The sequence below is a fragment of the Devosia equisanguinis genome (assembly GCF_900631955.1).
Lineage (GTDB): Bacteria > Pseudomonadota > Alphaproteobacteria > Rhizobiales > Devosiaceae > Devosia > Devosia equisanguinis.
Map to the genome: position 1 here is coordinate 55,113 of NZ_UZWD01000038.1, position 23,441 is coordinate 78,553.

At 62.1% G+C, this 23,441-nt stretch carries 20 protein-coding genes; 10 read left to right on the plus strand and 10 right to left on the minus strand.

Annotated features, from left to right (window positions below):
• Nucleotides 1-7 precede the first annotated feature (7 nt).
• The 7 genes from nadE to DEVEQU_RS15250 form a co-directional block, all read right to left on the minus strand.
• Nucleotides 8-1,000 (minus strand): NAD(+) synthase, encoded by a 993-nt coding sequence (gene nadE / locus DEVEQU_RS15220; protein ID WP_126151454.1) that lies wholly within the window; start codon nt 998-1,000, stop codon nt 8-10.
• Between the two features lie 6 nt (nt 1,001-1,006).
• Nucleotides 1,007-2,527, minus strand: a complete 1,521-nt coding sequence (locus DEVEQU_RS15225) for a class I adenylate-forming enzyme family protein (RefSeq protein WP_126151455.1) — start codon at nt 2,525-2,527, stop codon at nt 1,007-1,009.
• A gap of 4 nt (nt 2,528-2,531) precedes the next feature.
• On the minus strand, nt 2,532-2,786 hold the full coding sequence (locus tag DEVEQU_RS15230; RefSeq protein ID WP_126151456.1) for an acyl carrier protein: 255 nt from the start codon (nt 2,784-2,786) through the stop codon (nt 2,532-2,534).
• A 14-nt stretch (nt 2,787-2,800) separates the two neighbouring features.
• The gene (asnB, locus tag DEVEQU_RS15235; protein ID WP_126151457.1) at nt 2,801-4,750 is read right to left on the minus strand and encodes an asparagine synthase (glutamine-hydrolyzing); all 1,950 of its coding nucleotides are present in this window, start codon (nt 4,748-4,750) and stop codon (nt 2,801-2,803) included.
• An 84-nt stretch (nt 4,751-4,834) separates the two neighbouring features.
• Entirely contained in the window at nt 4,835-5,956 is a 1,122-nt protein-coding gene (locus tag DEVEQU_RS15240) for a hypothetical protein (protein ID WP_126151458.1), read from the minus strand.
• A 56-nt stretch (nt 5,957-6,012) separates the two neighbouring features.
• Nucleotides 6,013-6,981, minus strand: coding sequence for a glycosyltransferase family 2 protein (locus DEVEQU_RS15245; RefSeq protein WP_126151459.1), 969 nt, complete (start codon nt 6,979-6,981; stop codon nt 6,013-6,015).
• A 51-nt stretch (nt 6,982-7,032) separates the two neighbouring features.
• A complete protein-coding gene (locus DEVEQU_RS15250) occupies nt 7,033-7,941 on the minus strand; it encodes a glycosyltransferase family 2 protein (protein WP_329601476.1) in 909 nt (302 codons plus the stop codon).
• Nucleotides 7,942-8,164: 223 nt separating this feature from the next.
• Between DEVEQU_RS15250 and DEVEQU_RS15255 the strand changes: the two genes are divergently transcribed.
• Together DEVEQU_RS15255 and DEVEQU_RS15260 are read left to right on the plus strand one after the other, a co-directional pair.
• Complete coding sequence (locus DEVEQU_RS15255) at nt 8,165-9,181, plus strand: endo-1,4-beta-xylanase (protein WP_223214248.1); 1,017 nt, start codon at nt 8,165-8,167, stop codon at nt 9,179-9,181.
• The gene (locus tag DEVEQU_RS15260) at nt 9,181-10,254 is read left to right on the plus strand and encodes a glycosyltransferase family 2 protein (protein WP_126151460.1); all 1,074 of its coding nucleotides are present in this window, start codon (nt 9,181-9,183) and stop codon (nt 10,252-10,254) included. The genes DEVEQU_RS15255 and DEVEQU_RS15260 overlap by 1 nt, the downstream gene beginning before the upstream one ends.
• Here DEVEQU_RS15260 and DEVEQU_RS15265 read toward each other — a convergent pair.
• Both DEVEQU_RS15265 and DEVEQU_RS15270 read right to left on the minus strand, forming a co-directional pair.
• Nucleotides 10,248-11,687 carry an exopolysaccharide biosynthesis polyprenyl glycosylphosphotransferase gene (locus DEVEQU_RS15265; RefSeq protein ID WP_126151461.1) on the minus strand — a complete coding sequence of 480 codons (1,440 nt, stop codon included), beginning with the start codon at nt 11,685-11,687 and terminating at the stop codon, nt 10,248-10,250. The genes DEVEQU_RS15260 and DEVEQU_RS15265 overlap by 7 nt on opposite strands.
• Nucleotides 11,688-11,728: 41 nt before the next feature.
• Nucleotides 11,729-13,042, minus strand: a complete 1,314-nt coding sequence (locus DEVEQU_RS15270) for a lipopolysaccharide biosynthesis protein (RefSeq protein WP_126151462.1) — start codon at nt 13,040-13,042, stop codon at nt 11,729-11,731.
• Between the two features lie 461 nt (nt 13,043-13,503).
• On the opposite strand from DEVEQU_RS15270, the gene DEVEQU_RS15275 reads away from it, so the two are divergent.
• Genes DEVEQU_RS15275 through DEVEQU_RS15285 form a run of 3 tightly spaced genes read left to right on the plus strand, consistent with a single transcriptional unit; the run spans nt 13,504 to nt 16,968 of the window.
• On the plus strand, nt 13,504-14,913 hold the full coding sequence (locus DEVEQU_RS15275) for a GumC family protein (protein ID WP_164550435.1): 1,410 nt from the start codon (nt 13,504-13,506) through the stop codon (nt 14,911-14,913).
• Nucleotides 14,910-16,190: an O-antigen ligase family protein gene (locus DEVEQU_RS15280; RefSeq protein ID WP_126151464.1), complete on the plus strand. Its 1,281-nt coding sequence runs from the start codon at nt 14,910-14,912 to the stop codon at nt 16,188-16,190. The genes DEVEQU_RS15275 and DEVEQU_RS15280 overlap by 4 nt, the downstream gene beginning before the upstream one ends.
• Nucleotides 16,191-16,206: 16 nt before the next feature.
• Entirely contained in the window at nt 16,207-16,968 is a 762-nt protein-coding gene (locus DEVEQU_RS15285) for a polysaccharide deacetylase family protein (RefSeq protein ID WP_164550436.1), read from the plus strand.
• A gap of 3 nt (nt 16,969-16,971) precedes the next feature.
• Here the strand turns inward: DEVEQU_RS15285 and DEVEQU_RS15290 are convergent, their stop codons facing one another.
• Nucleotides 16,972-18,354, minus strand: a complete 1,383-nt coding sequence (locus DEVEQU_RS15290; RefSeq protein ID WP_164550437.1) for an exopolysaccharide biosynthesis polyprenyl glycosylphosphotransferase — start codon at nt 18,352-18,354, stop codon at nt 16,972-16,974.
• 309 nt (nt 18,355-18,663) lie between these two features.
• On the opposite strand from DEVEQU_RS15290, the gene DEVEQU_RS15295 reads away from it, so the two are divergent.
• The 5 genes from DEVEQU_RS15295 to DEVEQU_RS15315 all read left to right on the plus strand — a co-directional run bounded on the left by DEVEQU_RS15295 (nt 18,664) and on the right by DEVEQU_RS15315 (nt 23,411).
• Complete coding sequence (locus DEVEQU_RS15295) at nt 18,664-19,509, plus strand: hypothetical protein (RefSeq protein WP_126151467.1); 846 nt, start codon at nt 18,664-18,666, stop codon at nt 19,507-19,509.
• Between the two features lie 27 nt (nt 19,510-19,536).
• The gene (locus DEVEQU_RS15300) at nt 19,537-19,803 is read left to right on the plus strand and encodes an acyl carrier protein (protein ID WP_386849518.1); all 267 of its coding nucleotides are present in this window, start codon (nt 19,537-19,539) and stop codon (nt 19,801-19,803) included.
• Nucleotides 19,800-21,332: an AMP-binding protein gene (locus DEVEQU_RS15305; protein ID WP_126151469.1), complete on the plus strand. Its 1,533-nt coding sequence runs from the start codon at nt 19,800-19,802 to the stop codon at nt 21,330-21,332. Before DEVEQU_RS15300 ends, DEVEQU_RS15305 begins: the two co-directional genes overlap by 4 nt.
• Nucleotides 21,319-22,611, plus strand: coding sequence for a type III PLP-dependent enzyme (locus DEVEQU_RS15310; protein WP_126151470.1), 1,293 nt, complete (start codon nt 21,319-21,321; stop codon nt 22,609-22,611). The genes DEVEQU_RS15305 and DEVEQU_RS15310 overlap by 14 nt, the downstream gene beginning before the upstream one ends.
• A 275-nt stretch (nt 22,612-22,886) precedes the next feature.
• The gene (locus tag DEVEQU_RS15315; RefSeq protein ID WP_164550438.1) at nt 22,887-23,411 is read left to right on the plus strand and encodes a c-type cytochrome; all 525 of its coding nucleotides are present in this window, start codon (nt 22,887-22,889) and stop codon (nt 23,409-23,411) included.
• The last annotated feature ends 30 nt before the right edge of the window (nt 23,412-23,441 follow it).

Genomic DNA, 23,441 nt, shown 5'->3' on the forward strand with positions numbered 1-23,441 from the left:
TCCGAGATCAGTGGATTTCGGCGACCGGCTCCACGAGCAGTGGCGCCAGATGCAGGTAGCGCGTGGTCCGGCGCTTGGCCTGAATGCCCTGCCAGGCCAGTTCGACCTGGGCCGGGGTCAGTTCGGCCGCAATTGCTACAGCCTCGGCGGAAAGGCCATGATTGAGGCCATAGAGGCACAGATCCATCTTCTGGTACGGCAGGGCGAAGTAGAACTCTTCCTGCGTCTGGGCCAGCGAATAGGTGTCGGTGGTCGGCAAGCGTTGGCAGATCTCGGCGGGGACGCCGAGATGGCGGGCCAGCTGATAGACCTGGCTCTTGTAGAGATGGGCAATCGGCTTGATATCGGCAGCGCCGTCGCCGTTCTTGACGAAGAAGCCCTGATCGTATTCGAGCCGGTTGGGGGTGCCAATCACGGCGAAATTGAGCCGGTCGGCGTGGAAGTATTCGACCTGCTTGCGCAGGCGCTGCTTCATATTGGTGGCGGCAACCACGGTGCGATAGACATCGGCGGGCATACGCACCCGCTGGATTTCACCGCTTGGCGACTGCACCACCAGGGTCGAGAAGCCGATCGCCTGCTGTTCAGTGGATTGGTTAATCACCACCTTATTGCGCCAGCCAGGACCGTATTCGGGCACCAGTTTGCGAATGGCGTCGTCGCGGCGGGCATAGCAGCCCATGGCCTCAAGGCTGGGTCCGAGGTTCTCGATTTCGGCCTTGATACCGAAATGGGAGGCCAGTTTCTGGCCGAGTTCCAGGCTCAGCGGATCATTGTCATTTTCCGGCATGAAGATGCCGAAAACGCGCTCGGCGCCTAGCGCCTTGGCGGCGAGGGCGGCGCTGACGCTGGAGTCGATGCCGCCGGATATGCCGAGCACCAGACCCTGACGGTGCAGTTGAGTGCGCAGATTGGTGCGCAGGAAGGCGGAAATGCGCTGAACCTCCACCTCGGCGTCGAGGACCAGGGTTTCGGTGGATAAGGGAGGCGTCTGTGCCATTTGGGTTTACTCTAGCATTGCTGCCGCCAGCCGGCGACTTGCCTTGCCTGACGGTGTACGGGGAAGGTCGTTGCGAAACAGTATCGTTTTCGGAATCATATAGTCTTCGAGGCGGCTGGCGCAGTATTTTACAATTTCGCGCTCATCGAGCTCTTGCGCGCAGACGACCATGGCGAGGATCGCCTCGCCATGCACTTCGTCGGGGACTCCGAAGACAAGCGCTTCACTGATGCCCGGAAAGGCGAGCAATACGGCCTCGACTGCGGCGGGGGCGACTTTCTCGCCGCGGGACTTGATGATCTCGTCCTTGCGGCCGATGAAATAGAGAAAGCCATCACTATCGGTGCGGAAGATATCACCGGTAAACAGCAACTTGTCCCAGGGGTGGTCGCCACTGCGCAGCGCCTTGGCGGTTTTGTCGGGGGCTTGCCAATAGCCCTGCATGACATGGGGGCCGCGCACCACCAGCTCCCCTTCGGCACCGAGCGGCAGCCGCTGGCCATCCGGGTCGACGAGGAAGACCTCGGTGTTGGGGATGGCGATTCCGACGGAGCCGATCTTGTCGAGCAGACGCTCGGGCGGCAGATAGGTGGCCCTTTTGCACTCGGTCTGGCCATACATCACATAGATGCGGATATCGGGCATCAAGGCCTTGAGCCGCTCAATATGGGGCACCGGCAGGTTGGCGGCGGCGCTGGTGATGTAGCGCAGAGTGGGGAAGGCGCCGGGGGCGAGATTATCCTGCGCCAGAATGGTGGCCACCGTGCTTGGCACCAAAGGCAGGGCGGTGACTCCCTCGGCGGCGATGGTGGCGAAAATGGACTGCGGGAAGGCAAAGCTGCGCTCGAGCACCAGAGTGGCGCCGCTGCGGACCGACATGATCAGCTGGTAGAGCCCATAGCCGTGCGACATGGGCAAGGTGTTGAGAATGACATCGTCGTCGCGGGCGTCGAGATAGGCCAGCACCGAGGCGGAGGCGGCATCGGCATTGCCGTGGCTGATCATCACCGCCTTGGGTTCGCCGCTGGAGCCTGAGGTATAGAGCAGCATGGCGAGATCGGAATCGATGCCAGTGTTCGGCAGCGGGGATGCGTCCTGCTGGACGACTGACTCGAGCAGATCGGCGGCAGGGAGTTTGGCCGAGGGCTTGTCCACGACGAGCGTCCCGAGCGGCACGGGCCCGACAGTCTCGACCAGGCCGGCCAGCCGGGCCTGGGTGACGAGGATGGTTGGGGTGCAGTCGCCCAGAATGGTAGCCAGACGCTCCCCCTTGGTGAGCGGAGTGATCGGCACCGCTATTGCGCCGGCCTTGAAGCAGGCGAACAGCGCCACGGCCGCCTGCCAGCTGTTGTCGAGCAGCAGCACTACGCGATCACCGCGCTTGAGGCCTTTTGACTGCCAATGCGCGGCGAGACGATCCGAGTATCGGTTGAGCGTGGCATAATCCAGCCGTTCGCCCTGCGACACGAGGGCGGTCTTGCCCGCATACCTCCTGGTGGCGTCGGTGAGGAACGACTCGATGCGCATGGGGTCAGGCGGCCTTGCGGGCGGTGATGTAGCGGGTAATGGCCGCGATGGAGTCGAGATTGGCCGGGACGATGTCGGCGTCGGGAATTTCGAGCCCGTAGCTTTCCTCGATATAGGCGACCAGTTCGAGAACGCTGGTGGAATCCATAATGCCGTCGTCGAGCAGCGAGGCGTCATTGGCCGGTGCCACGCTAGCGTCGCCGAACAGGAATTGTTCGACGATAAAGTTCTTGATGTTTTGCTCTATGTTTTCAGTCATTTGAAGCTCTTTGTTCAAGCCGCGCCCAAGGCACGGTATTGGGCATTTTCGATGAACTGGCGATGCCAGATTTGGGAGGAGACGACGCCGACAAAAGCGGTGTTGTCGCGAAAACTGTCGAGGCCGGAGCGCTGCGCCTTGCCGAGGAGGCCGGTGACCACCTTGGGATTGAACAGGCCTGCATGTTCCACGGCGTTGGTGGAAAGCACGGTATCGAGATAGGCCGGCTGGTGCGGGCCGACGAAGGAGGCGCTGTCGGGGGCGCGATAGGGCTGCTTGGGACGCGCGGCCACCGATGGCGGCAACAGGCGTGCGGCGACCTGGCGGAGGATGAACTTTTCGGTCATGCCGCGCAGCTTGAACTCGGGCGGCAAGGCGGCGGCGCGCTCGACCACGCGGTGATCGAGGAAGGGAAAGCGGGCTTCGACGCCATGGGCCATGGCCACGCGATCGCCCTGCGAGGAAAGGATGTAGCGCGGCAAGAGGAAGGTGGTTTCGAGATATTGCGCCTGATGCAGCGGGTGCCAACGGCCAAAGCGCTGCGGCAGCTGGGCGATCATCGCGTCGACGGAATCGTAGCCGGCGAGCGCGGTCTTGAGTTCGGCGGAATAGACGAGCTTGGCCGCCGAGGTGCCCTTTATGCGGGGGCGATGCGAATGCAGCGGGTCCGCCAGGCTCTCAGGGTCGGCGCCGAAGAAGGCGGCCAGATATTCGGGCGACTGTGATTGCAGCGCCGCCATATAGGGGTAGAGGCGCTTGAACAGCAGCGGCCGAAAGCGGGAACCGGGCTGGCGCGCGGCGAAGCGGCGGACCTTGGCTTCCTTGAAGATGTCGTAGCCGCCAAACACCTCGTCGGCACCTTCGCCGGTCAGCACGACCTTGAGCCCGTTGTCCGAGACAAGGCGGGACAGGGCGAAGAGCGGCGCGGGCGCGGTGCGCAGGATCGGCGTTTCGGTGTGGGCGATAACCTCGGGGAACATGGCGCCGATATCGCCGGGGCTGCAATCGACAACAGAATGACGGGTGCCCAGGGCCGTCGCCACCTGCTCCTGCCATTTGGCTTCGCTGAATTCGGGCGTAGTGAAGGCCACCGAGAATGTATGCAATTGCTGGGTGACATGGCGGCAGGCCAAGGCCGTGGTCAGCGAGGAATCGAGGCCGCCGGAGAGGTAGGAGCCGACCGGCACGTCAGCGCGCAGGCGAATGCGCACGGCGTCGTCGAGCAGGTCGAGAATTTCGTCGGTGGTGTGGCCGATATCTGGCTCGGCGCGGGAGTGGTCGATATCGGGGAAGTCGAGCTGCCAATAGCGTTCGAGGCGCTGGTGGCCGGCGTCAATGACCAATCGGTGGCCGGGCGGCAGTTCGACAATGTTGCGGAACATCGTCCGGGGCGGCAGGGGCGCCCAGTGGGTGAAGGTGTCGTCGAGGGCGAAGGGATCGAGTTCGGCGCGGACCTGACCAGTGGCCAGCAGCGCCTTGATCTCCGAGGCGAAGAACAGGATGCTCTTGGCCTCGGTGTAGAAAAGCGGCCGTACGCCGATGCGATCGCGGGCCAGCAGCAGACGTTGGGCCGGCTTGTCCCAGAGCGCAAAGGCGAAATCGCCATTGATGTGATCGACGCAATTGGTGCCGTATTGGGCGTAGAGGGCAAGGATGACCTCGGTGTCCGAATGGCTGCGGAAGACGTGTCCACGCTGTTCGAGATCGCGCCGCAGTTCGACGTGGTTGAAGACCTCGCCATTATAAGAAATGACCAGCCTCTCATCGGCGCTGTGCATCGGCTGTTGGCCATCAGCGAGGCCGACAATGGAGAGGCGGCGATGCCCGAGGCCGATGCCGTGGCCCTGCCAGTGGCCGCTATCGTCGGGACCGCGATAGGCGATGGCATCGGTCATGGCCGTGAGCAGGGCAGAGCCATGGCTAGCCTCCCCCAAATGCCCGTAATAGCCGGCCAGTCCGCACATGCACTCAATCCCCCATGCCGCCGGGTTAGCAGCGGTGCGACAAACTATATCAGCACAAGTTGCCCGGCCCTTAAGGGCGCGGGGTCAGTCAAATCGGTCTCCGACCAGCCGGCTCCAGCGTTCGCCGACCAGTCCATTCATAAGCGCGCGGCCGGAAACGAACGTATCGACAAGCTCGGCATTGCGGCTATGCACGACGCTGCTGCTCTCGTTGACCATGAAGACACGGCGGCCCAGCAGCGCATTCATGAGGCGCGGGTCGGTGCGGCCCTGCAAGGCAATGGCGTCCCGCTCGTGCGCTTCGGCAAACAGAGCGTCCAATGCGATGCCTTCCTGGCCGGGACGGGCAAGCAGTTGCAGCAGATGGGCTGATTTTTCGCGCGTCAGGTAGTAAGCGGCGACTGCAAGGGGACGGCCGGATGCCGTGGCAACCTTGGCCAGTTGCAGGTCTCCGTGAAGGCGCTTGCTCTGCATTTCGGCCAGCATGGCGGCGCGTCCGGCGTCGGACCAGTGCGGGCGGATGTCGTAGGGTTGGGTCAGGTCCGCGGTGAGATCGAAGAAATCAGTGGGCGAAATGGGTTGGACCGAGATGCCCTTTTGTGGCGCGGTTGGGACCCAGCGGCTCCATTTGAGAGGAGCACCTGGGGCAGGTTGGCGCTTACGACTATCGACAAAGCGGGCTAGTGGCTTGGTGATCCCGAGCGGCGGCAAGCGCTTGGCGGCGAAATCCACGGCGAAGCGCGCCGGATGCAGCACCCGCAACCAAGTCATGCTGTGCTGCGGCAGTGGTACGCCGCCCTGGCTGCGCAACATGCCGAGGGTTTCGTCGCCGGCGGTTTCCGTCAGCGTGAGGTCCTGTGTTCCGGCCAGCATGGCGCGCAGCAGGCGTGCCCCGGCCAGCGGATTGGCGGCATGGTCGCGCACCATCAGGGCGCAGGCGATGGCGGCTTTATAGCTGCGGTCGGAGGTCGCCAAGTCTTGGGCAGTGACGCCGATAAAGCCTTCGACGGCATTGTCCTGTTCGAAGACCAGGGACGGTAGTGCCGGATCGGCAAAGGGACCGTCGATGAAATGTTGGCGCAGGAACTGGCGGAGATCGTTGGTTGCCGGCTTGCTCCAGGCAAGCATGATCGAGGCGAACAGGTCGGCGACAGCGTCGATATCTCTGGCCTCGATCGGGCGGATGCGGGTGGCCTGGTCACTCACGGGGGAGAGGTCCTGCTTGGAGGCGGTCGTTCATCGAGATCTCGGGCAAGACGCGGCTAGGGTTTGGTGTCGGGGGCGGCGGCGAGCGGCGCATTGGCGGCCTTGTAGGGCTCGGCCGTGCTGCCGAACATGGCCGCCATGCGGCCGATGGACATGAGCGGCGGATGGCTGGCAGGCAGCCAGTGACGGCGCTGGACAAGGAGGCCGATGGCGCGCGGCAGCGACAGGCCAAGGCTCACGAGGTTCTTGAGCGCCAGCGTGGCGAGGCCGGCGGCGCCGGGGCGATATTTGCGGTCGATTGCATAGTTGATCATGCCGGTGCGCAGCGAGCGGCGCATGAGGAATTGTGCGGTGAGCCGGTCGGCCGGCACATATTCCAGCACCACGGCCTCAGACGACCAGAAGAAGTGCTTTCCCGCCTTGCGGCAGCGGGTGAAGAAATCCATGTCGCCGCCGCCGAGGAAATTGAAGCGCAGGTCGAGTTCGGGGCTTGGCAGTGTTTCGAAGACACGGCGGGAGATGAGGCAATTGCCGGAGCCATGGATCATGTCGATGGCACCGGTCGGCTGGGCAATGGAGAAGAAGAGCGGGTGTTCGGCAATGCCGGGACCGGGTGGTGTGACCATTTCGCGGTTCACCGGGCCGCCGACGATATCGGCGCCGGAGCCGTCGGCGGCGTCGACTATGGCCTGCAGCCAACCGGGCATGGCTTCTTCGTCATCGTCGATCATGAGTAGATAATCGGCGGTCGAGAAGTGCTTACGGGCCGCGCCAAAAGCAGTGTTGATGGCATGGCAGTTGCCCTGCTTGTGCTCCACCAGCACCAGTCCGGCCTCGATATCGGCCAGCAAGGTGCGAGCCACGGCCGCGCCGGCCTGACCGGCGCCGTCATTGTCGACCACGACGATTGCGAAGGCGAAATCGGTCTTCTGGGAGAGGACCGAGGTGAGAGTGCGGGCCAGCCATTCCGGACGGCGGAAGGTCGGGATGCAGACGACAGCACGGATATTTGTGTCAGCGCTCATGGCCTTGCCTCCTGTCGAACATTCTGCCGGAGGATTGACCGCAACATGTTGTCAAATCCCGAACGCGGCCGAGCCGACCAGCGCGGTGTTGCGAAGCGCCTTGGACGGCGAAGTGATGATGGCCTGTACAAGGCCCTGGAGCGCGCTCAGATAGCGGCGATCGCGAACGGCCTGGGCGGCGAGATAGGCCCTCAGATGGGCCTCGGCGGCCTGGCGCAGGGTACGCAGCCGCTCCGGGGCGCGATTTTTGGTGAGGCGCGGTTCGGCATAGATTGCGTCGAGCGCCGGACGGTAGTCGTCAAAGCTCAGGCGCTTGGCCATCATGGTGCTGCCGGCATGGACGCGATAGTCCATGACGCAGAGGCCGGGGACGTAAAGGAATTCGCCCTGGGCGGCCAAGAGGCACCAGGCGTGCCAGTCCTCGCAATACCGCAGATCCTCGCGGAAACCGGCAGTTTTGCGAAAGGCCTCGGCGCGCATCAGGGCGACACCGCCATTCACGAGGAAATTGCCGGCGAGCAGTTTTTCGGTGACATCGCCCTCAGGCTTGGCGCGGCGGCCCAAGAGGCGTCGGCGGCCAATGGTGGTGCCAGCAGCGTCGATGCGCTCATAGTCGCCATAGACGGCGACGGCATCGGACGGGCCGGCTGCAGCAAGCAGGGCACTACAGGCGCCGGGGCGCAGGCGATCATCTGCGTCGAGAAACATGACCCAGGGCTGGGTTGCCTGCTCGAAACCGAAATTGCGCCCACCGGAGACGCCGGAGGGCCTGGCGCCGCGGCTGGTGAAAAGGCGGATGCGGGGATCAGCGATGGCCTGGATGCTGGCGATGGTGGCGTCGGTTGAGCCATCGTCGACCACGATTACTTCGCGCACGCAATCACCCTGGGCCAAGGCACTCTCGATGGCCTCGACAATATAGGGTTCACCATTGCGGACGGGAATAATGACGCTGATCACTGCCAGCCTCCTTGACCGTTTTTCTATAGTGCCCATCCCGCGATAAATCATCCCGGCCCTCTTGCTTTGGTTAACCTCTGATGGGCATTGCAACAATTAACCCTTCGAGGGCCAAAGGCTTCTTTGTCTTGGGGGGCTCGATTATCTTGTCTGACAAGCTGAGTGCGGGGTTCCGATGACCATTACGCGACGACATTTTCTTAAACAGGGCACTACCCCGTTCATGGCAGCAGCGCTTGCGCCGTGGCTGACGAGTCCTGCCTTTGCACAGCAGAACATGCCGTTCGGGGCGGCGCTTTATTGGCCCGACATGGCGATCGAGCCGCGGCTGGGGGCGGAGATCGCGCGCTGGTGCCAACGCATCACGCCAGTGCAGGAAATGAAGTTCGAACTGCTGCGGCCATCCGAGGGCGCTTGGGACTTTTCGCAGGCCGACGCGCTGGTGGACTATGCGCGGGTGAACGGCCTTGCCGTGCATGGCCATACGCTGGTCTGGTATGCAGCGCTGCCCGAATGGGTTTCGAAGATTACTTCAGCGGCAGCGGCCGAGGCGCTGATGACTGAGCATATCGAGACGCTGATTCAGCGCTATCCCGACATAACCAGCTGGGACGTGGTCAACGAGGCAATTCCCGATGTGCCGAATGGCGTTAAGTCACGGCGAGATGGGTTTTGGCAGGAACGGTTGGGCGAGGACCATATCGCCATGGCTTTTCGCAAGGCGCATGAACTGTCTCCGCACAGTACGCTGGTGCTCAACGAATATGATGTCGAATTTGCCGATGAATATGGTCCGGCCAAGCGGGCGGCGTTCCGCGATCTGATCCAGAGCCTGCTCGACAAAGGGGCGCCAGTGACCGCTATCGGCTTTCAGGGACATCTGCGCGGGGGCAGGGCGATCGCCAAGGACGAACTGGCTGCATTCGTTGCCGAGCTCAAATCCTGGGGGCTCGACGTGCTGGTGACGGAACTGGATGTCATCGACGTCAACCTGCCTAGGGATGCCGATGAACGTGATCGGGTGATCGCGGCGCAGGTGCGCGATTTTCTCAAGGCCATTGCGGATGGCGGCGGGGCGAGTTCGATCACCACCTGGGGGATCAGCGATCCCTATAGCTGGATCCGCTGGGCCTATCCGCGCCCCGATGGCACACCCAACCGGCCCTTGCCTTTGGATGAGAATTTTAAGCCAAAGCTGTTCATGGATGTCATCGACGATTTCCGGAACGGGACTTTGTGATGAACGCCTCTCTTGGCCCGCTGGTGGGCCATGCCCTGCAGATCAACATGCATCCGCTCGATGTGGACCACGTGGTCGAGACGCTGCCCCACCAATTGCGGGCCTGGCGCGGCCAGGTGGATCGCGTCGTTATCACGCTCGACCACAAGGTGAGTACGACAGGGCGCTATCACGCTGCCGACTATGATGAGAAGCTGGCCCAGCTGACGGGTTTGCTCGAGAGGCTGTCGGGTTCGGATACAGCGATCCATGTCGATCTGGTCAACTATTCTTCCGAAGCTATTGAAGGGGTACGCAAGGCGTTCTTTTCCGCCGAGCCCTCACTGCCGCTCAAGGCATTCGATGGCGGGCCGTTCTACGCCTACTTCTATGGCCTCTATCGTGCCAATGCCGAGCGTGTGCTGCATATGGACAGCGACATGCTGTTCGGCGGCATGAGCCAGCGCTGGATGGCGGAAGCCGATGCCGTCTTTGACGCGCGGCCGGACGCATTGTTCGTCTGCCCGTTCTCTGGGCCGCCGCGAGCGGACGGAACGATCGACGAGAGCCTGCATGTGGGTTTTCCTGGCCGTCGGGCCTTCGTGCCGCCGCAGTGGCTTGGGCTCGATGTGCCGGCCTATGGCTTCAACGCCGTCAGTACCCGTATTTTCGTTCTGGATATGCGGCGGTTTGTCGAGCGGATCGGTTCGTTGCCATTGGTGCGGCCTGATTTCAAGCGTCGGCTACGGGCGCATCTGTTGGATCAGTCACCGCTGACCATGCCGGCCGAAGAAGTGCTGAGCGCCAGCATGGAGCGATTGGGATTGGAGCGCGTCGACCTGTTGGGCGGCGCGCCCGGCATGTTCTCGCTGCATCCGCCCTATCGCAATCCTGCCTTTTATCGGCAGTTGCCGGAGCTTATCCGCCGAACCGAGAGCAGCGACCTGCCTGACGGGCAGTTAGGCGATTTCGATGTCAATGCCAGCATGATCGACTGGTCGGACGCGCTCGCCGCCAAAAGCCGCCCGGCGCGGCTCAAGAAGGCGCTGCGGCAGCTGATCGCAGCCAATCGGGCGCGGCTGCTCGGTCAGTAGGCGTTCTTGCTGGCACGGCGCGACAAGACGGTGAGCAGGATGATCCAGAGGTCCAGGGCCAGCGACCAGTTGTCGATATAGTAGAGATCGCACAGCACACGGCCTTCAATGGCGTGTGGGGTGGAGGTGTCGCCGCGATAGCCGTTGACCTGGGCCCAGCCGGTGATCCCCGGCTTGATGCGACGACGAAAGGCGTAATCGGCTGCCTTCTGGGTCAGTTCCTCGTCATGCACCAATGCATGGGGGCGGGGGCCGACCAGGCTCATTTCGCCCCGCAGCACGTTGAGCAATTGCGGCAGTTCATCGATGGAGCTGCGGCGCAGGAAGGCGCCAAGACGGGTTACTCGAGCATCGTTCTTTTGCGCCTGACGCACATCGCCGCCATCTTCGGTCACCGTCATGCTGCGGAACTTGTAGATGGAGAATTCCTGCCCGTTGAAACCGCGCCGGCGCTGGCGGAACAGCACCGGGCCGGGACTGTCGAGCCGGATCAGCAGCGCCACGATGAGCAGTAGCGGCGAGAGCAGCAAGAGGCCGAATCCGGCGCCAAACATATCCAGCGCGCGCTTGGTCAGGAGCCCGATGAAACCGAGTGGCCGGGCCTGGAGGATGAGCGTGCCGGAAGGGCCGAGCGCTGCCACATCGGCGATCTGCCGCGAGGCGCCGTTTTCGACCGGAGAGGCGAGATAGACGACGTCCAGTGCAAATTCGCGTGCCGGCGTGATGATGACGCCGATGGCCTCGAGATCGCCGGCGTGGCCGACCAACAGGATTTGTGAACAGCCACGTTCGACGCAGTCTTCGATGAAGGCGTGCAGCGCGGCGCTTTCTGGAGCGCTTTCGGCGAGGTTTTGGTCAAGAGCTAGTGTCGTCACCACCTGCGCGCCCTGTTTCCATACCGGGGCCTGTCGGCCCAGACGCTCGATATCGGCAGCCCTGCCGATAAGCCCGACGCGCTCGATCTGGAACTGGCCGTTTTCGAGCATGGTCTGGATGGCGCGGAAAATGCTCGATCGCACCAGCGCCTGCACTGCCGCCGAACCGACAATCCATGCGGTCAGTTCGAGGGGTGCCACCGTACCACCGAGAGCGAAGCCAACGAGCACCAGTGCGCCGAAGCAGGCGATGTAGGTCAGTGCCGCTTCCAGCGGCACTGGATAGAAGGCCGTGGGCGCGCGCAGGAAGCGCAGGGCGGCATTGGTGGTGAACCAGCCATAGCTAAGAGCAAAAACGAGCAGCAGAATGAACTGTGCCCCATGTCTGGCTGTCTCGGGGAGAATGGGTGAAACTGTTATCCCAGCCAAGGCCAAGCCGCTGGCGATCGCTGTTTCGGCAGCGGCAAGCACAAGAGCGAGAAAGACGCGGCTGGATACACTGAAGCGCCGCCGCTGGCGGTGCTCAATGCCGGTCTTGCGCAGTTCCCTCTCGATCATGCCGATCTTTCCGCCACTCCCTCTGGCCGAATTCGTGTGTGTCAGGCGTTTTCCTTTTTCGCCTTACGCACCGTATCTGCATCCACGGCCCCGGCCGCATCCACATCGCGACTCGCCACCGATTGACGTGCGTAATGCACCAGCGCCGCCCAATTGGCGATGGCGATGGCGATTTCGACAATATAGTAGGACGCAAAGGTGCCGTTGATGCCCCCCTGCCAGGTCATGAGTGCGACGAGACCGGCCCCAAAGAAATTGGCAGTGTTGAAAATGGCGGCGCGGGTGCCCTGTCGTCCTGCCGCGCCGAGCGCCTCCATGGCCGAGGCATAGATCGCCATCGGTATCAGCACGAAGCAGAGAACGCGGGTGAAGGTGATCAGCGACGGATAATCGTCGCCGAAGAGCCAGGGCAGCAGCGGAGCCAGCACGAAAATGGCCAAGGCGCTGGCGGTCGAGACAGCCAGCGAGGCCAGCAACACCTTGCGGGTGCGATGGAGCAGGGCCACCATTCCGACCTTGGCGGCTTTGGCCGACCCCGGGTAAACCAGCCGGTTCAGCGCCTCGATGGCAAGATAGGAGCTTTCCAGAATGCGTCTGGCCACCGAATAGCTGCCGACGATCTCGGCGCCGGCCAGGGCATTTAGGACGAGCAGGTCGGCGTTCTGCCGCAGGGCCTTGAACAGGAACTGGGTGCTGAAGAACACCCCGTTCATGAACTCCTCGCGGACAAAGACAAATTTGGGCTTGCCGAGATAGGTCAGCGACCACATGGCCACCACGGCGATCACCACGTGCAGACCGAAATGCCAAAAGGCCCAGTCCGCGACTGTTGAGGTGCTGAAGACGAGGCAAGCCATGAAGGCAGTCAGGGTGCGCAGGATGGCGAAGCCGAACTCGATGGCGTTGGCAACAGCAAAACGCGAATGAGCGATGTAGGCGCTGGTGGCAATCGAGACCACCTTGAGCAGCACAATGTTTGAAATGAGGATCAGCAGGCTCGTGCGCGTGGCAACCCACGGATCGGGCGCGATGGTGACCGTCATCGGCATGATGATAAGGCCGGCAATAACGAGAACCACCGAGCTGACGACGCTGAGAATGATGGTGTGGCCGAGCAGCGGGGGGTAGTCGTCGGGGTTCTGGGCGCTGCGGCGAATAAGGGCCTCGGATGAACCGATGCCGCATAATTGCACCGCCACATTGGTCAAGGCGGTGATGATGGCATAGAGGCCGAATTGTTCGCTGCCGAGATAACGGGCCAAAAGCGCAAAGGTGATCAGCTGCGAAGCACTGGCAGCGAGCATGCTGGAGCCAGAGCCGGCATAGGACAGGAGCAGGCGAAGGCCCTGCTGCATGAAGCTGCTGTTCAAGACGGTGTTTTTGCGGGCATCCAAGGCGGGTCTGGTCCGGGCTCTTTGAACCGTGGTTATGCCACAGCTGGATGGTTGAAGTGCAGGAAACCGGCGACGGGGTTAACTCTAGAGTTAATCCTTCTTTTCCTGCGCCCTAATTCTATGCAGCTCGTCGCGTCTGCAGTCGAGGGTGTAGGAACGGTTGCCTCAACTTAATAATATTGCGGCTTTACAGGGCAGTGAGCTGCCGGCTGAAACCAAAACGCTTAACCAAACGCAGGGTTTTAGCACCACACAAAGCGATGCTGCGCTATGGTGCAGCTTAGCATCAGTGCGAACGGAACGTCTGTCGTCATATGTACGAAACTCATGACCTAAGGCCCAAGCCTCGTCGCGTTGCCGCGCGTTCTGTTGGCACGTCCGGCGGCCATGCGCCTGGTTCCGTACCGCTTCGAGACCGCCCGATGACCTCGGTGCATCAGTCTATCCTCATGTCGCGCCCCAAGGCCGTAGAGCCGCCAAAGCCTGAAACGCTGGCTGACCGTTTGGCTGGCATCGATGCGTGGACGGCGCTGGGTTGGGTCAAGCGGTTTTGGTGGATAGCGGCGGGTTGTGCCTTTGCCGGGGTGTTTGCCGGCTACTCCTTCGGAACGCTGGTGCCGGCGCGATACACCACCTATGCCGATATTCTGCTCTACACGTCGGTCGCCTCGAGCGCCGACGATCCGATGTTCGGGCAGGGCCAGGCGCGTGATGCGCAATTGCTGACTGCCGAAAGCCGCAACCATGTGCTCTCGTCGGGCAATGTCATGGCGCGCGCGGTGGCTGATCTCGATCTCGCCAACGATCCGGAATTTGCCGGCACGAGCGGCAGCGACGAGGACCGCCAGTTGGCGGCCCGACGCACGCTGACCGAACGGGTAACCACGACGCGCGGGCTCAACTCGCTGATGACCACACTTTCAGTGTGGGCGGAAAGCCCTGAAAAGGCCGTTGCCGTATCCAACGGCGTCGTCGCGGCGTTCCAGGCAGAATTGGCGGCCATGGACGCGAACTCGGTCGATGGGCTGACGCGCGATATTTCCACTCGTCTCGCCGATCTGCGCCGCGACGTTCTGGTCGCCGAAGAAGCGGTCGAGGCCTATCGTTCGGAAAACCGACTGGAAGCCACCAATGGGGAGTCGCTCGACAATCAGTCGATCGCCCAAGTGAATACCGAACTCAACACCGCCCGCTCACGTCTTGCTGATGCGCAGGCGCGGCAGGTGAGCCTCGAGACCGCCTTTGCCAATGGCAATGCGGCGTCACCGGAATTGGCTTCGGAGGCCATTGCTGCCCTGCGGGCGCAAGAGTCCGAAGTGGTGCGACAGCTCGACTCGCTGTCGGCCCGGCTGGGACCGCGCCATCCGGAGATTCAGGCATTGCAGCCGCAGGTCGAGGCTATCCGGGCGCAGATCCGTCGCGAAATCGAGCGGCAGGTTTCGGCGGCGCGCGCCGATGTGCAACAGGCTCAGGCACTGGTCGACGGCCTTACCGCCCAGGTGGCGCAGAGCCGGTCCAGCATTTCGCAGAGCAATACCGCTCTGGTAACCCTGCGTGAGATGGAGCGCGAGGCAGAGGTGCGCCGCGGTGTTTACCAGGCATTCCTGTCGCAACTGACCCGCGTGCAGGAGATGAGCAATGTCAACACGTCGGGCACGCAGGTGATTTCGGCCGCGGTGCCGCCGGAGAGCCGCTCCTATCCGCCGCGGACATCAGTTCTTGCAGCAGGCGGTGGCTTTGCCGGCCTCATGTTCGGCCTGGCCTGTGCCGCCGGGTTGGGGTTGCTGCTGATGCTCGGAAAAGCCACCAAGCCCGCTTCGCGAAAGCCTTGACGCCCGCTGACGATATCGTGGTGGCGAGAAGCAGGGGCGCGTTCGCCACGGCCCTGTTTGTGGTGATTTACCTCTTCTACTGGGTGTCCTTCTACATCTACATGGACATCTCATTGCCCCCAAACAGCTTCCTGGGGCAGACCAGCCAGCTCGTGGCGGTCTTGATGTTGGGCGCGATCATTTTCTCCGCGCTGTTCCAGAGCAATTCGTCGCTCTTGCTATCGCCCAAGCTATTGATCCTCATACTGTTCATCTGGCTTATGGCGGTCTCCGCCTTCTCGCCACATGGTCTGGACGCGGTACGCCGGCTGCTCCTCGCGCTAATTGCGTGTGTCGCGGCCAGTGCTGCTCTGCTCCTGCCCAGGAACGAAGCCACCTTTGCCCGGCTGATTGCCATTGGGTCGATCATTGTCCTGGTGATGAGCTATTTCGGCGTCGCAATGCTGCCGCACTACTCGATCCACCAGGGTACGCATCCGGACGAACCATCTCTGGCCGGCGACTGGCGGGGCATTTTCGGCCACAAAAACCTTGCGGCTCCGGCCATGGCCATCATCGTGATGATGGGGCTTTATCTCCGGCACAAATGGTCGCGTTTCGGCGGCACTGCCATCGCGCTTGCGGCTTTCGTGTTTCTCTATTTTTCCGGCGGCAAGACGGCACTGGGCATGTTGCCGGCCACGCTGGCGCTGGTCTGGATCACAGATCGCCATCCCAAATGGACCGGCATCGCGGTGATCTCGGCGCTGCTGGCCGTCAATCTCGGCGCCCTGGGCGCGACGTTCAGCCCGCAGGTCAGCGCCTTGATCGAGAGCCTTGGCATCGACCCGACCTTTACCGGCCGTGTCGATATCTGGCGCTTGGCCTATGACGCCATCGCGCATAGGCCCATCACGGGGTACGGGTTCACCCTGTTCTGGACCACCGGGCAGGCGGATATGGTGATGCCCGATGTCGAAACCTGGGCCACCACGGCGTCGGACACGCATAACAGCTATCTTTCGGTCATCCTCGACGGTGGCTTTCCGGCGCTGATCCTGATCCTGATCTGGCTGGTGGTGTTGCCGCTGCGCGATATCAATGCCAGTCGCGCGCCAGGGCCGGGTTGGGAGCTCAATCTGCTGTTCCGACGCATCTGGATGTTCGGCATTCTCCTTGCCAGCATGGAAAGCATTTTTCTCGCTATCAATGGGCCGGTCTGGTTCTCGCTTCTGATGGCGACGTACGGACTGAGGCTCTCGCGCATCTCCTATCTGACCGCACGCCATTCATCCTGAAGCTGGGGGGGCACGATTGTCTAGAAATATTGGTGGCATCGTCGACAGGATCGCCAATCGCGTGGCGCGTCTGCCTTTGGGGGCACGGTTTGACATAAGGCTGGATCAACCCATCGTCTCGTTCTCGTTCGACGATGCGCCGCTGTCGGCGGCCACTCTCGGCGCGCCGATCCTTGAGCGTCATGGGGCACGGGGCACGTACTATCTGGCAGGCCGGTTTTTCGACGATGTAGAGGCCGAACCACCGTTCATGGATCGGAAGACTGCACAGGACCTGGCGTCGCGCGGTCACGAACTGGCCTGCCACACCTTTGCGCATCGCCGGCTGCGTGACTATTCCGGCGCTGCGCTGCGTGACGATCTCGCCGACAACGAGCAGATCCTGGCTGGCCTCGATGGAGGTGGTGGCAAACGCAGCTTTGCCATTCCCTATACCATGGCCTGGCCGCCGGCGACGCTGGCAATGCGATCGCGCTATACGACCATTCGCGGTGGGCGCGCCGGGATCAATGGCACGGGGACCGATTTCACCAATCTCAAATCGGTGGAATTGCGGGAACTGCCGGGCTTTCTCGAGGCGGCCGAGTATTGGCTGGAACGGCAGGCGGAGGAGCGGGGCTGGCTGATCTTTTTCACTCATCATGTCGCGGATGCGACTGTGCCTTTCTCCATTACCCCCGAGGCCCTGGAGCGGCTGGTCGAACGCACGCAGAAAATGGGCTTTGCCATCCGCACCGTTGCGGAGGCCTATGCGGAGATCACGGGCACACCGGCCTGATGCTCAGAAGGCGTTGCGGCGCGTTTTCGGCGACACGATGGTCAGCAGGATGATCCAGAGGTCGAGGAACGGCGAGTAATTGTCTATATAGTAGAGGTCGTAGTCTGTGCGACCCTGCATCTGCGCCATGGTGGCGGTTTCGCCGCGATAGCCGTTGACCTGCGCCCAGCCGGTAATGCCGGGCTTAATACGCTGGCGATGGGCATATTGGGCCAGTTGCGCGCTGAGTTCGTCGTCGTGGCTGATGGCGTGCGGGCGAGGGCCGACCAGGCTCATATCGCCCCTGAGAACGTTGAACAGCTGGGGCAGTTCGTCGACGCTGGTGGCCCGCAGGAAGCGGCCAATCCGGGTTATACGGGCGTCGTCGCGGGTGGCCTGGGTCATGGCAAAGCCGCTTTCGGTCACCGTCATGGTGCGAAATTTCATGATTGAAAACGGCTGGCCGTTAAAGCCACGGCGCATCTGGCGAAAAATCACCGGACCAGGGCTATCCAGGCGGATGAGCGCCGCAGTGATCATCAGCAGGGGCGCCAGCGCCAGAAGCCCCAGACCAGCGCCGATAATGTCGAGTGCGCGCTTGAGCAGCACTGCGCCATCGCTGAGCGGCTTGCGCAAGACGCGCAGGGTGCGATTGGGGCCGATGGGAACGACATCGAGGAATTCGATGCGGTTCTTCTGGATGGCGGGTGCATAGACGACATTGAGCGAGAAGCGCTTGAGGTCCGAAATCAAGCCGTCGAGGTCGTTGATATGGGCGATGTCGCCGGTGATGACGATGTAGCGCACCCCTTGCTGCAGGGCGGCGCGGGCGAACGCGGCCACGTTTTCGGCGGCGACAGCGCCGTCGCGCATTGCATCCTCGAGATAGAGCGTATTGGTCAGCTCGTGCCCGTGGCGCCAGAGGTCGCTTTGCAGCAGGAAATCGAGCACGAGTTCACGCTCGCCGATCAGGGCGATCTTCTGGAAGCGGAGTTCGCCCTGGGAAATCTGCTGGCTAAGCACGCTTTGCACCAGGCTGCGCATGACCACCACAACCGGCACGCCGACGAGAAAGGCCGAGGTCAAGGAGACCCGAGAGAGATCACCGACCACGCCGGCGAGAAACGCGATCATCAGCATGGCCGCGAAAGCAATGGTCCAGCTGAAGAAGGAGAAGGGCAGGGTGGTGTCGCGACGGCGCTGCCCATCGAGAAACCGCGACGCTGCGACCGCCGAGAAACCGGCATAGATGAGGCCGATCAACAAGGAAAAGGCAATGTAGAGCGGGGCGGCAAAATACTGGAATGCGGTCTGCAGGAGGATGAAGTGGTAGAGCATGGCGGAAGCCATAAAGACGGAGGCGACGACAAGGCCTTCAACCGCAGCGACACTGGCGCAGATCCACATGGGATCGCGCACCTGCCGTGAGGTGTGCAGGTCGTGATTTTGTGTCGATCTCGAAAGGTCTGAAACGCTCATGGCTCGGCCAAAAATGGTCTGAGTTGAGCATTACGTCAGAGCGCCGGAATTCCTAAGCAAAAGGTTAAGCTAATGTTAATGCTTAAAATTTTACGCATGGAGAGCAGATGAACGTGAGGTTGGAGATTTAACCGTTCGCGTGGGAAACACTGCAAATCTTCGCAGCTTTATGCATTGTTAGGGGCTCGTAGTGGCATATCTGCCGCCAATGTTGACCGAAAGACCGTTGGGGGAAACGTGTCTGTTCTTGCCAGCCCTATCGATGAGCGCTGCCTGGACCAGGCATTGTCGCTGCTTGTGGAAGGGTTTCCCGAACGCTCGCCAGCGTTCTGGAAGCAGGCATTAGACGCGCTTGGCGACTATGCTGGCAAGTCCGATGCGGGGCCAATTGGCTATCTCATGCAGGTGGACGATGAGGCTGTCGGCGTCATCCTGACCATTGCCAGCTGGCGTCGAGACGGCAAGAGGATCGTCAATCTCTCCAGTTGGTATGTTCGCGCCGAACATCGCTGGCAGGCCGCGCGCATGCTGATGCAGGTCACTGCCGACAAGTCCGCCATTTACACCGACATCTCGCCATCGCCGGAAACGGCGCGGCTGAATAAGGCGCTCGGTTTTTCGACGGTGTCCGACTGCGTGGTGCTGCTGCCATTGCCGCTAACAGCGCTGCGCGGTCGATCCGAGGGCGAGGTCCTGCGTCCGGCCGACATGCCTGCAGGCGTGTTGACGCCGGCCGACGAGGCGATGTTGGCGCTGCACCACGCGGCCGGATGCATCTGTGCGGTGCACAGGACGGGGGAGCGCTATACTCCGCTCATCTTCAGCCCAAGCCGACGGTATGGTCGCATGGTGGTGCGGCTCATTTACGCCGAGGACGGCAAAGTGATGGTCGAGAGCGGGGCCACAATAGCCCGGTTCCTGCTGAGATCTGGTATACTGGCGCTCACTATGCCCGCGACCGAAGGTGATCACCCGCCCACCGCCCGGATGCGCAGTATTCCCGCGCCTGTGCAGGTCAAAGGGGAGTGGGCGCAGGGGCGTATCGACAAAGCATATTCGGAACTCGTTTTTTTACACCTTTGACCGGACACCGGCCTACGGAGAATGAATGTGAGCATTGCTGTGAGCGTAACCAGGCAGGACGATGTCGATGCCAGCGTCTATTCCTATCTTCAATCGCGCTTTCCCGCGCTCGAAGGCTGCAGCGAAGATACGCCCCTGATCGAGGGCGGTGCCTTGGATTCGCTGGGCTTTCTCGAATTGATGATGTTTCTGAGTGAGCATTTCGGCATCGAATTGTCGGATGCCGATTTCGATCCTTCGGTGCTGGGCACGCCGGGCCAGCTGATTGCCTTTGTTCGACAGGCGCGCCGGTGACGCGAACGCCGTTTCTACTGCACCATCTGCTTGATGCCGCCGACCCCGAACGGCGGGCGCTGAGCTTTGGCGACAGCCATTTGAGCTATGGTGAGTTCGGGGAGGCGGTGCGCGAGTGTGCGGCGCAGCTGGTGTCGCATGGGCTGTCACGTGGCGATCGCGTTGCGATCTATCTGCCCCGTGGGCTCGAAGAATGCTGGGCCATTTTTGGTGCCAGCGCGGCGGGCGGAGTGTTCGTGCCGGTGAATGTGCTGCTCAAGGCACCACAGTTGCGCCACATCGTCAGCGACTGCGAAGCAAGGGTGTTGGTTTCAAGCCGCAGCCTTGCCGCGCTGGTGGAGCCGGCGCTTGAGGGCATTTCCGGCTGCACTGTGCTCTATGTCGAAGATATGGCTGAAGCGACGGCTCCGACCAGCGGTGCAACAGAGGCAGGGATTGGCGAGGATCTGGCGGCCATTCTCTACACGTCCGGCTCGACTGGCATGCCGAAGGGCGTGATGCTGTCCCATCGCAACCTGCTGGCCGGCACGCGCATCGTGCGCACCTATCTCGGGATCAGTGGCCAGGATCGCATTCTTTCCATCCTGCCGTTCAGTTTTGACTATGGGCTCAATCAGCTGCTGACCGTGGTGGAGCAGGGCGCAAGCCTCGTGATCTGCACATTCCGCTTCGGCGACGAGATCGTGCGGGCCTTGCGGGACAATGAAATCACCGGCCTGGCCGGGGTGCCCACCATCTGGGCCATTCTCACCCAGGGCGCACCGCTCTTGCGTAAAACTGCGCTGCCGCATTTGCGCTATATCACCAATTCGGGTGGGCGGGTGCCCGAGGCGACGGTCAAGGCGCTGCGGGCGCTTTTGGGCGAGACGCAGATTTTCCTCATGTACGGTCTGACCGAAGCGTTCCGCTCGACCTTTTTGCCGCCGGAGGAAATCGAGCGCCGGCCGACATCTATCGGCAAGGCGATACCGGAATGCGAGGTGTTTGCCGTGACCGAGGATGGGCGCAGAGCAGCGCCGGGCGAGCCGGGCATATTGGTGCATCGCGGACCGACCGTGTCGCTGGGATATTGGCGGCGTCCGGAGGAAACGGCGCGGGTGCTGCGGCCACATCCGTTTCGCGATGCGTTGGAGGGCGGGGAAACTGTCTGCTATTCCGGCGATCTCGTGGTCGAAGACGCGGACGGGTTTTTCAATTTCGTCGGCCGCGGTGACGGAATGATCAAATCCTCCGGCTATCGCATCAGTCCCACCGAGGTCGAAGAGGCATTGATGGCCACCGGCCTGTTCCGCCACGTCGCGGCAATCGGACTGCCCGACGCCCTGGCGGGTCAAAAGGTGCATGCCGTCGCCGTGCCGCTGGATGAGAGCATCGATGCAATGGCGGTGCTGCGTCAACTCGGCGAGACCATTGCCGGCTATATGGTGCCGCGCGCCCTGGAACTGGTCGATGCCTTGCCGACGACACCCAATGGCAAGGTGGACTATCCGACGCTGGTGCGCGATCGGAGCATCCATGTCCAGTCCTGAAGCCCCCAAGCCACCGCACGGCCCGGATTTGGCCAGGACGCAATTTGCCGTTTCCGGCCCGGATCTGGTCATCGGCGGGTTACGCGTTGCCGAGATTGTCGAGACCGTCGGCTCGCCGGTGTTCATCTATGACGCCGATGCCATGCGGCAGAGTTATCGCGCGCTTGCCGCAGCGCTCGATGGGTTTGCCGCGATCCACTACTCGGTAAAGGCCAATCCGGCGAAAGGAGTGATTTCACTGTTTCTCGCCGAAGGCGCGGGGGTGGAGATCGCGTCGCTGGGCGAATATCGGGCGGCCCGGCTGGCAGGCGCGCGCGCAGAGCAAATCCTCTTTGCCGGCCCGGGAAAACGTCGTGGCGAGCTCGATGCGGTTATTGGCGAGGGCATAGGCGAAATTCACCTCGAGACCGTGGAGGAAATCGAGCGGGTGTCCGAGATCGCCACGCGGCTTGGACGATTGGTGCGGGTTTCGTTACGGATCAATCCCATTGCGGCGGCACAGGCCGGGGCAATGCGCATGGGCGGCAAGCCCACGGCCTTCGGCTTTTGCGAGGAGGATATCGACGGCGTGCTCGACCTTGTGCGACATGCTCCAGGGATCGCACTGGTCGGCATTCATGTCTATGGCGGCACGCAGATCCTGGAGGCAGCCGCACTGCTGAACCAGTGGCAGCATGGCATTCGCATCGCTGGTGACATCGCCGAAAAGTGGGGCGGGCCGCTGGAAACGATTGATTTGGGCGGGGGCCTGGGCATTCCTTACTACGCCGGGGAAGCGCCGCTGGACCTGAATGCGGTCGCTGCCGGACTGCCGCAGTTGTCCAGCCAGCTTCGATCGCATCCGCTGCTGCAGGCCGCCAAGGTAATCGTCGAGCCGGGCCGGTTTCTGGCCGGGCCTGGTGGGGCTTATGTGGCCGAGATCAACGCGGTAAAGCATTCTCGCGGGACGCGCTTCGTCATCACTGATGGCGGCATGCATCACCATTTGGCTGCCTCCGGCAATCTCGGGCAGATCATCAAGCGGGATTTTCCGGTTGTTGCGGCCAGTCGCATGGACGAGGGTGCTCTTTACCCGGCCACGGTCGTTGGTCCGCTGTGCACGCCGCTCGATACGCTGGCGCGCGAAGCACTGCTTCCCGAACTCAAGGCAGGCGATCTGATTGCGGTACTGCAGTCGGGTGCCTATGGCGCGACGGCGAGCCCGTCTGGCTTTCTCAGCCACCCAGCGGCCGCGGAGGTCATTGTCGAGGCCGGGACCATGCGATCTGCACAGCTGTGACACTATCCGCATAGGCGTGCGACTCGCCCAAACACGCGCGATGGCCATTTTCATGGCCGGGTCGACCCGATTTTGCGGTGCCAGCGGGGTCTGCGAGACGGCGAAATGCCCATAGCGGGCCCTAAACTGCTCGGTTAAATCAGCAAATTTATCGCCCTGCGCAAATTTGTCTTGCGACAACCGGCCGCACGGATTTAGGGTCAGGTGGAACAGGCAAACAGACCGTGGTGCTTGCCCAAGTGCTCACGGACGAAATTGCCGTCGGAGGTTTTATTTTGAGAAGATTATTTTTCCGCGCGGCAGCTGCGCTTGCCGTCGCCGCAGTCGTTATTCCTGTCTATGCCCAGCATGCCGGGGGCGATGCAAAGCCCCCCGTCATCGGTGACCTGCCAGAAGTCGCGCCAACCGAGCAAGTTTCCTCGGATAGCATCGACACGTCCGAGCGGACGATCTGGGACGGTGTGTTTACTGCCGAACAGGCTGCCGCTGGTGCGCCGCTCTATACCCAGTATTGCCAGGGTTGCCATGGCAAGACCGGTCGCGGCACTCCGGGCGGTCCGGGCGTGACAGGTGCCAACCTCAACAAGAAGTGGGAAGAGACCTCTCTTCTGGACTTCTACACCTTTGCCCGCACCAACATGCCGCCCGGCAATGCCGGCAAGATCGGCTCGGAACAGGACTACGTGAATATCGTGGCCTACATCATGGAATTGCATGGTGCCGAACCGGGCGACAAGCAGCTGGTCTGGAACGAGGAACAGTTGGGTAACATCTACATCGTGCGCAAGCCGAAAGACTGATTTTTACGTGCCTACCAACCAAAAATGACG

Coding starts and splice junctions, on each gene's coding strand:
- DEVEQU_RS15260 (WP_126151460.1), top strand. CDS start 9,181: ATGAACGCCTCTCTTGGCCCGCTGGTGGGCCATGCCCTGCAGATCAAC.
- DEVEQU_RS15275 (WP_164550435.1), top strand. CDS start 13,504: ATGACCTCGGTGCATCAGTCTATCCTCATGTCGCGCCCCAAGGCCGTA.
- DEVEQU_RS15265 (WP_126151461.1), bottom strand. CDS start 11,687: ATGATCGAGAGGGAACTGCGCAAGACCGGCATTGAGCACCGCCAGCGG.
- DEVEQU_RS15230 (WP_126151456.1), bottom strand. CDS start 2,786: ATGACTGAAAACATAGAGCAAAACATCAAGAACTTTATCGTCGAACAA.
- nadE (WP_126151454.1), bottom strand. CDS start 1,000: ATGGCACAGACGCCTCCCTTATCCACCGAAACCCTGGTCCTCGACGCC.
- DEVEQU_RS15270 (WP_126151462.1), bottom strand. CDS start 13,042: ATGCAGCAGGGCCTTCGCCTGCTCCTGTCCTATGCCGGCTCTGGCTCC.
- DEVEQU_RS15245 (WP_126151459.1), bottom strand. CDS start 6,981: ATGAGCGCTGACACAAATATCCGTGCTGTCGTCTGCATCCCGACCTTC.
- DEVEQU_RS15255 (WP_223214248.1), top strand. CDS start 8,165: ATGGCAGCAGCGCTTGCGCCGTGGCTGACGAGTCCTGCCTTTGCACAG.
- DEVEQU_RS15290 (WP_164550437.1), bottom strand. CDS start 18,354: ATGTGGATCTGCGCCAGTGTCGCTGCGGTTGAAGGCCTTGTCGTCGCC.
- asnB (WP_126151457.1), bottom strand. CDS start 4,750: ATGTGCGGACTGGCCGGCTATTACGGGCATTTGGGGGAGGCTAGCCAT.
- DEVEQU_RS15225 (WP_126151455.1), bottom strand. CDS start 2,527: ATGCGCATCGAGTCGTTCCTCACCGACGCCACCAGGAGGTATGCGGGC.
- DEVEQU_RS15310 (WP_126151470.1), top strand. CDS start 21,319: ATGTCCAGTCCTGAAGCCCCCAAGCCACCGCACGGCCCGGATTTGGCC.